The sequence below is a fragment of the Streptomyces sp. NPDC028991 genome, from assembly GCF_055564775.1.
Window position 1 is genome coordinate 361,966 of record NZ_JBVHVP010000001.1, and the last position, 14,012, is coordinate 375,977.

Annotated in this window: 10 protein-coding genes; all 10 read right to left on the bottom strand. The window is 73.0% G+C overall.

Annotated features, from left to right (window positions below; genetic code table 11):
* Positions 1 to 13: 13 nt before the first annotated feature.
* The 10 genes from ACZ4V1_RS01610 to ACZ4V1_RS01655 all read right to left on the bottom strand — a co-directional run bounded on the left by ACZ4V1_RS01610 (position 14) and on the right by ACZ4V1_RS01655 (position 13,990).
* A complete protein-coding gene (locus ACZ4V1_RS01610) occupies positions 14 to 1,450 on the bottom strand; it encodes a PP2C family serine/threonine-protein phosphatase (RefSeq protein ID WP_468327994.1) in 1,437 nt (478 codons plus the stop codon).
* 3 nt (positions 1,451 to 1,453) lie between these two features.
* Positions 1,454 to 4,249, bottom strand: a complete 2,796-nt coding sequence (locus ACZ4V1_RS01615; protein ID WP_468327996.1) for a serine/threonine-protein kinase — start codon at positions 4,247 to 4,249, stop codon at positions 1,454 to 1,456.
* A gap of 22 nt (positions 4,250 to 4,271) precedes the next feature.
* Positions 4,272 to 5,606, bottom strand: a complete 1,335-nt coding sequence (locus ACZ4V1_RS01620) for a coiled-coil domain-containing protein (RefSeq protein WP_468327998.1) — start codon at positions 5,604 to 5,606, stop codon at positions 4,272 to 4,274.
* A gap of 60 nt (positions 5,607 to 5,666) precedes the next feature.
* The gene (locus tag ACZ4V1_RS01625) at positions 5,667 to 6,713 is read right to left on the bottom strand and encodes a glutamate ABC transporter substrate-binding protein (RefSeq protein ID WP_468328000.1); all 1,047 of its coding nucleotides are present in this window, start codon (positions 6,711 to 6,713) and stop codon (positions 5,667 to 5,669) included.
* Between the two features lie 59 nt (positions 6,714 to 6,772).
* On the bottom strand, positions 6,773 to 8,239 hold the full coding sequence (locus ACZ4V1_RS01630) for a hypothetical protein (protein WP_468328002.1): 1,467 nt from the start codon (positions 8,237 to 8,239) through the stop codon (positions 6,773 to 6,775).
* A 313-nt stretch (positions 8,240 to 8,552) separates the two neighbouring features.
* Positions 8,553 to 9,524, bottom strand: a complete 972-nt coding sequence (locus ACZ4V1_RS01635; RefSeq protein ID WP_468328004.1) for an N-acetylglucosamine kinase — start codon at positions 9,522 to 9,524, stop codon at positions 8,553 to 8,555.
* On the bottom strand, positions 9,515 to 10,780 hold the full coding sequence (locus tag ACZ4V1_RS01640; RefSeq protein ID WP_468328006.1) for a 6-phospho-beta-glucosidase: 1,266 nt from the start codon (positions 10,778 to 10,780) through the stop codon (positions 9,515 to 9,517). The genes ACZ4V1_RS01635 and ACZ4V1_RS01640 overlap by 10 nt, the downstream gene beginning before the upstream one ends.
* 19 nt (positions 10,781 to 10,799) lie before the next feature.
* On the bottom strand, positions 10,800 to 11,690 hold the full coding sequence (locus ACZ4V1_RS01645; protein WP_468328008.1) for a carbohydrate ABC transporter permease: 891 nt from the start codon (positions 11,688 to 11,690) through the stop codon (positions 10,800 to 10,802).
* Positions 11,687 to 12,631, bottom strand: coding sequence for a carbohydrate ABC transporter permease (locus tag ACZ4V1_RS01650; RefSeq protein WP_468328010.1), 945 nt, complete (start codon positions 12,629 to 12,631; stop codon positions 11,687 to 11,689). Before ACZ4V1_RS01650 ends, ACZ4V1_RS01645 begins: the two co-directional genes overlap by 4 nt.
* Before the next feature lie 15 nt (positions 12,632 to 12,646).
* The gene (locus tag ACZ4V1_RS01655) at positions 12,647 to 13,990 is read right to left on the bottom strand and encodes an ABC transporter substrate-binding protein (protein ID WP_468328012.1); all 1,344 of its coding nucleotides are present in this window, start codon (positions 13,988 to 13,990) and stop codon (positions 12,647 to 12,649) included.
* Positions 13,991 to 14,012: the final 22 nt, after the last annotated feature.

Below are 14,012 nucleotides of genomic sequence, written 5' to 3' on the forward strand. Positions count from 1 at the left end.
CCGTGCGGGGGCCTCAGGCCGATCCTGCCCCCTGGGGCGGGGCCGGGAACGGCAGGAGGGCCACTGTTACGTTGTCGTGGCCCCCGCCGTCCAGGGCGTGGCCGACCAGGACGCGGGCGCTGTGCAGCGGGCGCGCGGCGGCGTCGAGGGGCATGGCCTCGGCCATCTCCTCGGCGGACTCGGCGTAGTTCCACAGGCCGTCCGTGCAGACCACGACCACGCCTGGGCGGTCCGGCTTGAAGGACGCGGTGTGCGGCTCCAGTTCGTAGGCGTCGGCGCCGAGCCAGCCGGTGATCGCGTGGGCGCGCTCGTCGGCGTACGCCTCGGCCTCGCTCATCAGTCCGGCGGCGACCATCTGCGCGGCCCACGAGTCGTCCTCGGTGAGCCGGGCGGGCGGGGTGCTCCGGTCGACCGGCACCCAGTAGACGCGGCTGTCGCCGACCCAGCCGACGACCAGCAGTCCCGACGCCACCACGGCGCCGACCAGGGTGCAGGCGGGCGCGTTCTGGTGCGGGGCCTGCTCACGGGCGGTGGCGGGCTCGTCCGCCAGGGCGTTGACGGCGTGCGACGCGGCGATGATGGCGTCGTGCATGGCCTGCTGCGGGTGGGTGCCGCGCGGCAGGGCGGTGAGCAGGGACTCGCCGGCCGCCCGGGACGCGGCGAGCGAGGCGTCGTCGGGGCGGGTCGCGGAGGACACGCCGTCACAGACGATCGCCACGGTCGCGGGGGCGCCGTCGGGCAGCGCGGTGCAGCCGACGGAGAACGCGTCCTCGTTGCGGTGATGGCGCAGACCGCGGTCGCTGACCGCGGCGACGGGGCCCGACTCCTGCTCCATGTGGTCGCGTTCGCGGGGCTGGGCGTGTCCGCAGTTCTCGCAGTAGCCGTCGTCGTCGACCCGTCCCGCGCGGCAGGCCACGCACACCTTGTCGCCCGCGGCCGGCACCGGTGCCGCCGGTCCGGCGGGGGCCTGCGGATCGGTGGGGGCCTGCGGATCGGTGGCCAGTCGCGGGTCGGGCGCTTGCAGCGGGTACTCCTCGGGCTCCCGCGGCCGGTCGGCCCGGTCGGCCTGGTCGAACCGCACGCCGGGCGCGGGTGATTCCGGCGGCGCCGCGTGCGTCGGTGGGGCGGCCGGTGGGGCCGGTGGGGCCGGCGGGACCGGGGGCAGCGGGGAGCCGCCCGAGTCGGTGCCCGGCACCTCGGCCGCCGCGTGCGCCGGGGCGGGCCGGCCCGAGCCGTCCGAGTCCCGGGCCACGGGCCAGTCCACGCCCTCCGGCGGCGAAGACGGCGGGGGCACCGAGCCGTTCATGGCGATCGTCGGGCTGTCGTCGGGCCGCGCGGGCACGGCGGACAGGTCGTATCCGCACGCACCGCAGAAACGGTCGCCCGACTCGAGGGGTTCCTCGCAGCTCGGGCACTTCGGCACAGCGGCCTGCTGGGGCATCTGCGACATCAACTACACCCACGTCCGGGGGCGGTAACGATTGGCACGTTCCACCAGGTCGATCCTCTCCTCGCCGCCTCGCGCCAGCCGAGCCAGCGTGCGGTACGAACGCTCGAGCCCGAAACGCAGGCCGCGTTCGTCCAGGCCGCTGCCGAGCAGCGTCCGTCCCCCGGCGGCGGGAGGGACGGAACCCCGACCTCCGGAGAGTACCCAGTCCAGCGCGCAGCCGAGGACCTCGGCCGACAGCTGCTCGCGCCGCGCCGGATCCAGACCGTACACGTCCAGGGCCTCGACCTGTCGCGCGGAGGCGACCAGATCGTCCAGGAAGGCCACGTCGCCCGCCCCCGCCGCGCGCTGCCGCAGCCGAGCCCGTACGGCCGCCACGCGCGCGCCGGTGTAGTGGATGGACGACTCCGGCACCGACTCCAGCGTCCGTACGGCACCGGTCCGGTCGCCGCCCGCGAGCTGCACCCGGGCCAGCCCGAACGCGGCGCTGACATGGCTCGGGTCGGACGACCACACCAGGCGGTAGTACTCGGCCGCGTTGTCGAGCTGCCCCAGCACCTCCGCGCACAGGCCGAGCGCCAGCTTGGGCGCGATCTCGCCCGGGAAGGCGTCGTAGATCGCGTCGAAGGCCAGCGCGGCGACCTCGTGATCCCCGGTCACCAGCGCGGCCAGCCCCCGGTACCAGACCACCCGCCAGTCGTCGGGACGCTCGTCCTCCAGACCTTCCAACCGCTCCAGCGCGCCGGGCGCGTCGCCGTGCTCCAGCCGGGCCCGGATCTGCCGCAGCCGGGTCTCGGTCGACGGCGCCGGTGCGGAGGCCAGCGCGGTCAGCAGCTCACCCGGCGCGGACGCCATGAGGCCCGCGAGGAAACCCGCGTTGGGGTCGCCCGCGTCGACTCGGGGCACCGGCAGCGCGAGGGCGGCGGTGGGCGCGTCGGCCGACTTGACGAGGCCGGAGGCACCGGCGTGGACCCCGCCGGACCCGCCGGACCCGCCGGGCCCACCGATCGCTCCGGGGCCACCGATCGCCCCGACCCCGCCGATCGCTCCGGCCGCGCTCACCGCACCCGGCGGCGCGGTGCTCGCCCCCGCTCCGCCGGATCGCGCGCCGAGCGCTGTGGCCGCCCCGCCGGAGGCACCGAGCCCCGTGCCCGGCCCGCCGGGCGCCCCGACACCCGGGCCCGTTCCGCCCGGCGCACCGACCGCGGCGCTCGTCCCGCCCGGCAACGCGGGACCGGTGCCCGCGCCGCCCGGCAGCGGAGCGGGCGCCGAGGCGGTGCCACGCCTCCTCGTACCCGGCACCCGGGCACCCAGCAGTGACACGTCGCCGTCCAGCGGCGGGAACAACTCGGTGTCCGTCACCCTGACTTCCGGCCCGAACAGCGTGGACACGGCGGGCCGGGCGCGGCCCGACTGGAGCGAGACGACCTCGCGCAGCACACCCGTCAGCTGCTCCGCCATCTCCTGCGCGGAGGCGAACCTTCGGGCCGGGTCGGGGTCGGTGGCGCGCACCAGCAGCCGGTAGAACGACTCGTACCGCCGGAAGACCTCGATGGTGTCGGGGTCCGGCAGGGAGTCGGCGTATACGTTGGTGTAGCCCTGGAAGTCGAAGGTGAGCACGGCGAGGGTGCGGCCGACGGTGTACAGGTCGGACGCCACCGACGGGCCGACGTCGGCGACCTCCGGCGCCTGGTAGCCCACCGTGCCGTAGATGGCGGACTCCTCGTCGTCCATCCGGCGCACCGCGCCCATGTCGATCAGCTTGAGCTGGTCCTCGGTCTGGATGGCGTTGTCGACCTTGAAGTCGCAGTAGAGCAGGTTGCGGCTGTGCAGGTGACCGAGCGCCTCCAGCGCCTCGATGCCGTACGCGCAGGCCTGCTCGACGGGCAGCGGGTCGCGCCTGCCCTCGGCAGAGCGCCGTGCGTTGGCGATCTCCTTGAGCGACTTGCCGCCGACGTACTCCATGACGATGTAGCCGTCGAGGGAGCCGGTGCGCTGGTCGAGGTGCTCGACGAAGTTGTAGATCCGCACGATGTTGGCGTGCTCGATCTCGGCGAGGAACCGGCGCTCGGAGATGGCCGCCGCCATCGCGTCCTGGTCGCCGGTGTCCAGCAGGCCCTTGAGGACCACCCAGCGGTCGGATACCGCCCGGTCCACGGCGAGGTAGATCCAGCCGAGCCCGCCGTGCGCGAGGCAGCCCACCACCTCGTACTGGCCGTGCACCACGTCCCCGGCCTTCAGCTTGGGCACGAACGAGTACGGGTGGCCGCACTTGGTGCAGAAGCCCTCCGTGCGCCCCGGCCGTTCGCCACGCGCCCGCCCGACCGGCGCCCCGCAGTCCGAGCGCGAGCAGAATCGCTTCCGCTCCGGCACCTCGGGGTTGTCCAGGACCATCGCGCGCGGGTCGGGCCGCGGGATCGCCGGGACCTCGACCAGGCCGGCGCCGAGGCGCCCGCGCGCGGAGGAGCCGGCGGGGGAACCCGAGCTGCGCACCGACACCGACCGGCCCGTCGACCGTCCCGACACCGACCGCGAGAGCCGTCCCGACACCGAGCGCCGGGACTTCGACGACTGCGACGACGTACGCGAACTGCGGCTGCCGGACCGGGAACTCCCGCTGCCCGCCGAGCCGCGCGACCCTTTGCCGCCGCCCGTGACCCCGGTCGGCGTCGAGCCCACCATGCCGTTGGAGGCGACGACCGGCGCGAGACCGCACGTGTCGCAGTACAGCTCGCCGCCGCCCATGTCCTCGTAGGTCCCGCCGCAGCCGGGACGCTGACACGTCCGCTGTGCCTCACTCATGACGCTGCCTCCCCCTTGTCGCTCATACGCCGGGCCCCGTGCGGTCCACCGGCCCGCCCTGACCGGGCACCCGCGGGGCCGAGCCGAGCAGGTCGGCCGCCGCGCGCTGGTAGCGCAGCACGGCCTGCTCGGCGACGCGCAGGTCGCAGGGCGCGCTCCACAGCATGCGGCGCGCCTTCTCGTACTTCTCGACCAGCTCGGGATCCTCGGCGTACCCGAGCCGGGCCACCTTCGCCTTGTACGCGTCGAGGCGGCCGCGCAGCTCCGCGCGGACCGCGAGGGGTGCGGTGACCGCCGTCAGCGATTCACGGGCGCGCAGCAGTTCGTCCTCCGCCTTCTCCTCCAGGGACTCCAGGAGCGGGGACAGGCGGTGCCACTGCGCGTGTCTGCGGTACTCGGCGGCCGCCGCCAGCTGCTCCTGCAGCACCGTCGGCGGCCCGCTGACGACCGGCACCTCCGTCGCCGCGATCTTCGCCAGCACCTCGCCGCGCGCGGTGCGGGCCTCGGCGAGCGTGCGGTCCGCGCGGGAGAGCACGTCCCGCAGCCGCACGATCCGCTGCTCCGCGTCCTGGCGCACCGCCAGCACGGCGTCGATCTCGCGGCGCACGTCCTCCAGGGCGCGCGCTTCCCGGTCGTACACCGTGGTGTCCGGCCGGCCGCCGCCCGGCGCCGAACTGCCCTCGGCGGGCAGCCAGAAGGCGAGCGGGTCGGACACCACCCGCTCGCGCAGCCTCGTCAGAGTGCGGGTGATCCGCTCCAGGTCGTCACCGGCCGGGTGTTCGCCGGGGCGGACGCCCACGGAGTGCGCGAGGCGGCGGGTGCGCTGGAGCTCGGCGGCGAGTAAATCGATCCGCGCGGGCAGTGCCGACCACACCGCGTCGGCGGCGACCACCATGTCGAGGGAGGACGCGTAGAGCTGGTTCATCCGGTCGACCAGTGCCGCCAGCGAGTAGCGCTCGCTGAGCCGGCCCGGACCGCCGGTCAGGGTGGGCGCGCCGGCCGTGGCGGTGGCGCTGCCGGCCACTGTGACGGCCTCGCCGCGCAGCAGCTCGGTCAGCTCGGCCAGGTCCTCGCGGCTGGACCAGCGGCGCCGGGAGCGGATCTCCCTGGCCGTGCGCAGCGCGCCCGAGTACGCGTCGAAGTAGGTCCACAGCAGCGTGATCGACGCCTCCGCGGCGGCCCAGCGCTCGCCGGTCACGCCCGTGAGCTCGGCGCCTTCGAGGAGTCTGCGGCCCGCGTGGTCCTGGAGGGCGAGGAGCGAGGTCTCGACCGCCTCGTGCTCCGCGCCGAGCCGCGCCAGCGCACGGTCCACCTCGTCCCGGTCCATCACCGGCCCGGTGGGTCCCGTGTCGCCCATCGATCACCCCTCGCTGTCGCGGACTTGTGCGTGCTCGTCTTCCTGCGGTGCGGCGGTCCCTCAGCTCGTGCGCAGGTACTGCGGCGGGCTCGGCGGCTGTGACTTCGCCGCGTCGCCCATCGTCTCCGACAGCCACTCCTCGTACGAGTGCCGCCACCCCTCGGCCTTGTCCGCGCGCCACTCCACGAGGATCTGATTGACCCGGCGTACCAGATCGTCGGCGTCCTTCTTCATCGCCACGCCGTAGTACTCGGTGGTGAACGCGTCGCCCTGCAGTTCGACCGTGGGGTCCTGGGCGGCCTGGCTCGCGGCGAGCGCGCCGTCGGTGACGACCGCGTCGACCTCGCCCAGCTGGAGCCGTACCAGGCAGTCCAGTTGGTTGGGCACGGTGGTGCTCAGGTCGGCGTCGGCGGCGAGCCTGCCGTCCTTCCGGTCCTGCTCCAGTGTGCTCAACGCCGTGGAGCCCGCGGCCGTGCAGATCTTCTTGCCGGCCAGCGTCTCGTCGTACCCCGTGACGTCCGAGGACTTGGGCGCCAGCACCTGCTGGCCGGTCTTGAAGTAGGGAGCGGAGAAGGCGACGTCCTCCAGGCGGTCGCAGTTGATGGTCATCGTGCGGACCACCATGTCGACCCGGCCGTCCTGGATCGCGGGAATGCGCTGGTCGGTGGGGATCGCCTTGAACTGCACGGCGTCCGGGTCGCCGAGGATGTCCTCCGCTATGCGGTGCACCAGGTCGATGTCGAACCCCTCCAGCTCGGCGTCGCCGCCGCTGTTGGGGTCCCGGTAGCCCCAGCGGTAGCTGTTCTGGTCGACGCCGACGATCAGCTTGCGCTTCGCGCCCTCGCGGTTCTGGATCTCGTCGATGGTGGGACCGTCGGCGTCGTCCGGGGACAGGGTCTGCTTCTCCGGGTCCGTGCACTCCTCGGCGGCGCGCGCCTGGCTGCCGTGGGCGACGCCGTGGCCGCCGGTGCCCGTGCCGCCGTCCTCGCCGTGGGACCGCACCACCGGCAGGAGCAGCGCGAAGAGCACGGCGAGGGCACAGGCGACGGCCATCGCCCCCACGCCGCCCCAGCCCCTCAGGCCGGCCCGCAGTCGTCGTGCACGCATCCTCGCTCCTCCTTCCACGGGTACTCCTTCCCACTCGCCGGGCGGGTCCGCGCGCCGCCTCACCGGTACTCCGAGAGCCTGCGGCCGATGCCCAGCAGCGCGCCGGCCGCGCCGAGCCCGGCCAGGACGCCGGCGCCCTGCGGAAGGTAGCCCATCGCGTCCAGGCCGTCGCCCGCCGCCCGCTCGAACTCCCGCTCCTCGTGGCCGAGGGCGGCGGCCAGCGAGGTGTCGACGCCGTCGAAGCACTCGACCGTGGGCTCGACGCCGCTGTCCTTGCCGCCGATCACCAGGTCCAGCGCCTGCTGGTAGTTGCCGTTCTCGTCCTGCTCGCGGGCCGAGTCGTGGCGCTTCTTCCACTCGGCCATGTTGCCGTTCGCCGCCGCGACCGGCCGTTCGCCCGCCTCGTCGTCGGCGAGCCGGGCGGCCTCCGCCAGACCCTTGCCGAGCGCGTCCATGTTCCTCTCGAACTCGAAGTCGTAGGCGTCGAACGTCTCGTCGCCGACCTTCTTCGTCTCCGCGCCGCGCGCCACCAGGGTGAGGTTCTCGTTGCCCCGGGCCTTGAGGGAGGCGATGCGCGCGTCGTGCAGCACGTTCAGCGAGCGCACGCCGTGGTCGTAGGAGTCGCCCAGGTTCGACCGCGCGACGCTGTGGCCGACGGCCAGCCAGAGCAGGACGACCGTGGTGGCGGTGGTGGCGGCGACCAGGCCGTGGTTGAGGACCCGGTTGGTGCGCCGGTAGTTGCGGTGCTGCGCCCAGACCAGCGCGGCGAGCGCGAGCACGCCGAGGGCCAGCGCGGCCCAGGGGTAGGGCCTGGCGTCGGCGTAGTCGGCGCGCAGCCGGCGGTTCTCCGTCTTGTAGAGATCCTCCGCCGCCGGGAGCATCTCCTGCTGCATTTTCTCGTTGGCGTAGCGCAGATAGGCGCCGCCGACCGGGAAGCCCTGGCGGTTGTAGGTGCGGGCGCGCTCGATGAGGCCCTTGTACTCGGGCAGGAGGCGGTTGAGCTTGGTGATGGTCGTTCTGGAGGGGGAGCCGGCGTCGGCGTCGGCGGCGGCCCTCACGAGCCCTTCGGCGGCGGTGCGGACGCCCTTCTCGTACCGGTCCCGTGACTCCTTGGTCTCCTGGCCGCCGGCCAGGAACCCGCTGGAGGCCGCGGTGTTGGCGTCGGCGAGGGAGCGGTAGATGTCGGCCGCGTCGGAGGTGAGCGGCTGACTGCGGTGCAGCACGTCGGCGGCGGCCTGGGACCGTTCGTTCATCTGCCAGGCGGTGACGGCGCCGAAGGCGACGACGAGCGCGGCGAGCAGCGCGCCGATGATCCGCAGCCGCCCCGGCTCGGTGACGGCCGCCGCGCGCAGCCGGTCCAGGCCCTCGGCGAACGCGGTGCGGCGGGGTTCCGCGGGCGGCGGCCCGGCGGGGGCGCCGCCCGGCCGCCGCCGGGGCCCCGGCCCGGGCTGCGGTGGTACGGCGGGCAGGGCGGGCACGACCGTGCCCTGCGGTGGCGCCGCGCTGCCCTTCGGCGGTTGGTTCACTGCTGACCTCCCCCATGGTCATCCGTCACCGCAAGTATCGCTGCCCGCACCGGTATCCGCACGGGACTTCACCCGATCTTGAACCGCGCCCGGTGCCGGGACCGCCCGCCGAGATCCGGTGCCAGGACCCGCTGCCGGGATCCGGTGTTCCGCACCGGTCCTCCGAACCGGTGCAACGCACCACCCCTGCCCATGAATACGCCACCGGAACCGGCTCGGTTCCCGGAGACCGGGACTTCCGGGACCCGGCCTCACGGGGCCTCACGGGACCTCACAGGGACTCTCAGGGCCTCACGGGGCCCTCCCGGGGGCCTCAGACGGCGAAGTGCGCACGCACTCGCGCGTGGGCCCCGGGCGCCGCCCCCGCCCGGTCGAGCCCCAGCAGCACCGCGCCCAGCACCGGCCGTGCCGTCACCACTCGCGGTACGGCCTTGGGGGCGCCGGCCGCCAGCAGCTCCCGTATCCGGTCGTCGAGTTGCGGATGCCGGGCCGCCAGGACGCTGCCGCCCAGCAGGACCGGCGTCCGTTCCGCCAGCAGGTCCAGCCGGGTCAGCGCGACCGTGGCCATGGCGGCCACCTCGTCCGCCTGCCGGTCCACGACGGACCGGGCGACCGGGTCGCCGCCTGCCGCCGTGGCGAACAGCACGGGGGTCAGCTCGTGGCGCCGGACGGGCTGGATGTGCCGCAGGTGCAGGGCCTCGATCAGGGCGTACATCGAGCCGAGCCCGAAGTGGGCGGGCAGGGCACGGGCCAGTTCCGTCGGCTCCCCGCGCCCGTCCGCCGCCCGCGCCGCGTGCCACAGCGCCTCCTCGGCCAGCCCCCAGCCGCCGCCCCAGTCACCGGAGAGGCGCCCGATGGCGGGGAAGCGGGCGGTGCGGCCGTCGGGGCGCATGCCGACGCAGTTGACGCCCGCCCCGCACACGACGGCGACACCGAGCGGCTCGTCGACGCCCGCCCGCAGGACGGCGAACGTGTCGTTGCGTACGTCCGTACGCGCACCCCACGCGCGCGCGTGCAGCGCGGCGGCCAACCGCTCCTCCTCCACGGGCAGGTCGGCGTTGGCCAGGCACGCCGAGACGTGCTCGACGGAGCTGACGCCCGCCGCGGCGAAGGCCCGCGCCACCGTCTCCCCGAGGGCGTCCACCGCCCGCTCGACGCCCACGGCGGGCGGCCGGAAGGCCCCGCCGCGGGCCGTGGCGAGGACCTCCCCGCCGGCCGTCACCACGGCCACGTCGGTCTTGCTGTTGCCCGCGTCGACGGCGAGCAGGCTCGCGGTCAGGCCCACGCCAGGTGCTCCCGGTTGTGTGCGACCAGCCGGTCGGTGAGCCGCTCGGCGTACCCGTACTGACCGACGAGGGGGTGGGCGAGCAGCGCCCGCAGCACCCGGTCCCGGCCGCCGCGCAGGGCCGCGTCCAGGGCCAGGTCCTCGTACGCCGTCACGTTCGCCATCAGCCCCGCGTACAGCGGGTCCACGGCCGGCACCGGCAGCGGAGCGGCGCCCTTCGGGCTCACCGCCGCCGGCACCTCGATCACCGCGTCGTCGGGAAGGAAGGGCAATGTGCCCCGGTTGTACGTGTTCACCACCTGGCAGGGGGAGCCCGAGCCGCCGAGCAGGGCGGCGGCCAGGTCCACGGCCGCCTCCGAGTAGTAGGCGCCGCCCCGCTTCGCCAGCAGGGCGGGTTTCTCGTCCAGGGCCGGGTCGCCGTACATCTCCAGCAGCTTCCGCTCCATCGCCGCCACCTCGGCGGCCCGCGACGGCTTGATGCGCAACTCGTCGACGACCTCGTCGTGCGCGTAGTAGTAGCGCAGGTAGTAGGAGGGGACGACGCCCAGGCGGTCCAGGAGGGGGCGGGGCAGGCGGAGGTCGGCGGCGACCGCGTCCCCGTGCTCGGCCAGCAGCCGGGGCAGGACGTCCTCGCCCTCGGGGCCGCCGAGGCGGACGCCGGTCTCCCAGGTGAGGTGGTTGAGGCCCACGTGGTCCAGGTGGACGTCGGCGGGTGCCACCCCGAGCAGCGTGGCGAACTTGCGCTGGAGCCCGATCGCCACGTTGCACAGGCCGACCGCCCGGTGCCCCTCCCGGAGCAGGGCGCGGGTCACGATGCCGACCGGGTTGGTGAAGTCGATGATCCAGGCGTCCGGATTGGCGCGGCGGACCCGCTCGGCGATGTCCAGCACCACCGGCACGGTGCGCAGCGCCTTGGCCAGGCCGCCCGCGCCGGTCGTCTCCTGGCCGACGCAGCCGCATTCCAGCGGCCAGGTCTCGTCCTGCTCGCGGGCCGCCTGGCCGCCGACGCGCAGCTGGAGCAGTACGGCGTCGGCGCCGTCCACGGCCGCGTCCAGGTCGGAGGTGGTGACGATCCGGCCGTCATGACCCTGCCGGGCGAGGATACGGCGGGCGAGGCCGCCCACCAGTTCCAGCCGGTCCGGCGCCGGATCGACGAGGACGAGCTCCTCGACCGGCAAGGTGTCCCGCAACCGGGCGAAGCCGTCGACGAGTTCGGGCGTGTAGGTCGAACCGCCGCCGACCACGGTGAGTTTCATGCAGTCATCAACCCTTTGCTCATCCCTTGACTCCGGTCAGCGTGACGCCCTCGACGAACGCCTTCTGCGCGAAGAAGAACACGAGGATCACGGGGGCCATGACCAGCACGGTCGCGGCCATGGTGAGGTTCCAGTCGGTGTGGTGGGCGCCCTTGAAGGACTCCAGGCCGTAGGAGAGGGTCCAGGCGCCGGGGTTCTCGGAGGCGTAGATCTGCGGTCCGAAGTAGTCGTTCCAGGCGTAGAAGAACTGGAAGAGGGCCACTGCGGCGATGCCCGGCTTCGCCATCGGCAGGACGACCCTCAGCAGGGTGCGCAGCTCCCCGCAGCCGTCCACCTTCGCGGCGTCGAGGTACTCGTCCGGGATGGTCAGCAGGAACTGCCGCAGCAGGAAGATGGAGAAGGCGTCGCCGAACGCCATCGGGATGATCAGCGGCCACAGTGTGCCGGACAGGTCGAGCTGCTTCGCCCAGAACAGGTACATCGGGATGATGACCACCTGCGGGGGCAGCATCATCATCGAGATCACCAGCATCAGGGACAGATGCCGGCCCCGGAAACGGAACTTGGCCAGCGCGTACGCCACCGGGACCGACGACACCACGGTCAGGACGGTGCCGAGCCCCGCGTAGAGCAGCGTGTTCTTCCACCAGGTGAGGAAGCCGGGCGTGTCCAGCACCGTGCGGTAGTTGCCCCACTCCCAGGTGTGCGGCCACAGGTCGCGGGTCAGGGCCTGCTGGTCGCTCATCAGGGAGGTGAGGACCACGAACACGAACGGCAGGGTGAAGAAGAGGGCGGCGGCGACGCCCAGGGAGTGGACGGCGATCCACTCCAGCAGGACACGGCGGCGGGCGGCGCGCTGCTCGGTGGGGGGCGTACCGGCCACCACGGGCCGTTCCCGTACCCGGGTCATCGTTCACCTGCCTGGAGGAGACCGCCCCGGCGGCGCATCAGCAGCGCCGTGAACGCCATGGCCAGTGCGAACAGCACGAGTGCGACCACGCAGGCGGAGCCGTAGTCGAAGCGCTGGAAGCCGAGGTTGTAGACGAGCTGGGGGAGGGTGAGGGTCGACTTGTCCGGGTAGCCCGGCTCGAAGGACTGGCCGGAGCCGCCGATGATCCCGGAAGCGACCTTCCCGGCGACCAGCGGCTGCGTGTAGTACTGCATCGTCTGGATCACGCCCGTGACCACGGCGAACAGCACGATGGGCGAGATGTTCGGCAGCGTCACGAACCGGAACCGCTGCCAGGCCGACGCCCCGTCCAGCTCGGCCGCCTCGTACTGCTCCTTCGGCACGTCGAGCAGCGCGGCCATGAAGATGACCATGAGGTCGCCCACGCCCCACAGCGCGAGCGCGGTCAGCGCCGGTTTGGACCAGGCGGAGTCCGTGAACCAGCCCGGCGCCGGCCCGCCCAGGCCTTCCAGCACGGAGTTGACCGGGCCGGTGCCGGGGTTGAGGAGGAAGACGAAGGCCAGCGTGGCGGCGACCGGCGGGGCGAGGTAGGGCAGGTAGAAGAGGGTGCGGAAGACACCGGCCCCGGTCCTGATCTTCGTGACGAGCAGGCCGATCCCGAGTCCGAACACGACCCGGCAGGTCACCATCACCAGGACCAGCCACAGGGTGTTGCGCAGGGCCGGCCAGAAGAGCGGGTAGTCCCGGAAGACGTACGCCCAGTTGTCCAGGCCCCGGAACTCGGGGACACCGAAGCCGTCGTACCTCATCAGCGAGAAGTACCCGGTGGACACCATGGGGTAGGCGAAGAAGACACCGAACCCGACGATCCACGGTGACATGAAGGCCGCCGTCCGAAGCGCCGAGGACCGGCGCTTCGCGCGGAGAGTGTTCGCGGTCATGAACGTCATGGACCGCTACTTCGTCTGCTCGATGTCGCGGTCGATCTGCGCGGCGGTCTTCTCCAGCCCGGCCTTCAGGTCCTTCTCCTTCACCTTGCCCGACTCGTACCGGTAGCCGAAGTCCTGGAGCGTCAGCTGGTACGTGGAGCCGTTGACGGAGGCCGGCGGGGTGTTCGACTCGGGGTGCCGGGCGATGTCCAGGAAGGTTTTGAACGCCGGGTCCGTCTTCAGGTCGGGCGACTTCAGGGCCGGGAGGGTGGAGGGCACGTTGCGGATGGCGTTGGCGAAGGCGACGACGGCCCCGGTGTCGGTCGTCATGTACTTCACCAGCTCCCACGCGGCGTTCTGCTTCTCGCTCCGCGGGGCGATGCCCATGACCGTGCCGGAGAGGAAGCCCTTGCCGTACTCGTCCGCCTCGTCGTCGGCGACGGGCATCGGCGCGGTGCCGATCTCGAAGCCCACGCCCGCGTCCTGCGCCATGCCGAGCCGCCACTCGCCGTCGAGCTGCATGGCCACCCGACCGGTGTGGAAGGGGTGTTCGGCGCCCCACTCGTCGCCGAAGGTGTTGCGGTACTTCTCCAGCCTCTCGAAGCCGCCGAGGTCGTCGACGAGCTTCTTCTGGTACCTGAACATCTCCGCGAAGGCCGGGTCCTTCGCCACGTTCGACTTGCCGTTCTCGTCGAAGTAGGAGTGGTCCCACTGGGACATGTAGTGGTCGACGACCGTCTCGTAGCCGTGGTAGTTCGGCATGAAGCCGAGCTGCTCGTAGCCGTCGCCCTTGGGCTCGGTGAGCTTCTTCGCCACCTCGGTGAACTCGGACCAGGTCTTCGGCGGTGCCTTGATCCCGGCCGCCTCGAAGGCGTCCTTGTTGTAGTAGAGGCCGTAGGCGTCGCCGAGCAGGGGGAGGGCGCAGCGGGTGCCCTCGAACTGCGTGTAGTCCAGCATCGGCTTCGGGATGAGCGCGTCCAGGTCGAGCTTCGACTTCTCGATGAAGGGCTTGAGGTCCAGGAAGGCGCCCGAGGAGCAGAACTTGCCGATGTTGGAGGTGGTGAACGACGACACCACGTCCGGGCCCTTCGAACCGCCCGCGCGCAGGGCCTGGTTGAGCTTGTCGTCGTTGATGTTGCCGACGACCCTCACCTTGATGTTGGGGTGCGCCTTCTCGAAGCGGTCCACGTTCGCCTGTACGGCCTCCACCTCGGCGGGGGCGCTCCAGCCGTGCCAGAAGGTGATGGTCGTCTCGGCGTTCGGGTCGTCCGTGGCGCCGGTGTCCGACTGGCCGGTGCAGGAGGTGGCGAGGAGGCTGAGGGAGGCTGAGGCGGCGACCGCGAGGGCCGCTTTTCTGGATATTCCGGGCATGGCGGATCTCCCTGGGGCGAGG

Bases quoted from the DNA above. Each gene is read 5' to 3' on its own strand.
- ACZ4V1_RS01620 (WP_468327998.1), bottom strand. From the start codon at position 5,606: ATGGGCGACACGGGACCCACCGGGCCGGTGATGGACCGGGACGAGGTG.
- ACZ4V1_RS01610 (WP_468327994.1), bottom strand. From the start codon at position 1,450: ATGTCGCAGATGCCCCAGCAGGCCGCTGTGCCGAAGTGCCCGAGCTGC.
- ACZ4V1_RS01650 (WP_468328010.1), bottom strand. From the start codon at position 12,631: ATGACCGCGAACACTCTCCGCGCGAAGCGCCGGTCCTCGGCGCTTCGG.
- ACZ4V1_RS01640 (WP_468328006.1), bottom strand. From the start codon at position 10,780: ATGAAACTCACCGTGGTCGGCGGCGGTTCGACCTACACGCCCGAACTC.
- ACZ4V1_RS01625 (WP_468328000.1), bottom strand. From the start codon at position 6,713: ATGCGTGCACGACGACTGCGGGCCGGCCTGAGGGGCTGGGGCGGCGTG.
- ACZ4V1_RS01655 (WP_468328012.1), bottom strand. From the start codon at position 13,990: ATGCCCGGAATATCCAGAAAAGCGGCCCTCGCGGTCGCCGCCTCAGCC.
- ACZ4V1_RS01615 (WP_468327996.1), bottom strand. From the start codon at position 4,249: ATGAGTGAGGCACAGCGGACGTGTCAGCGTCCCGGCTGCGGCGGGACC.
- ACZ4V1_RS01645 (WP_468328008.1), bottom strand. From the start codon at position 11,690: ATGACCCGGGTACGGGAACGGCCCGTGGTGGCCGGTACGCCCCCCACC.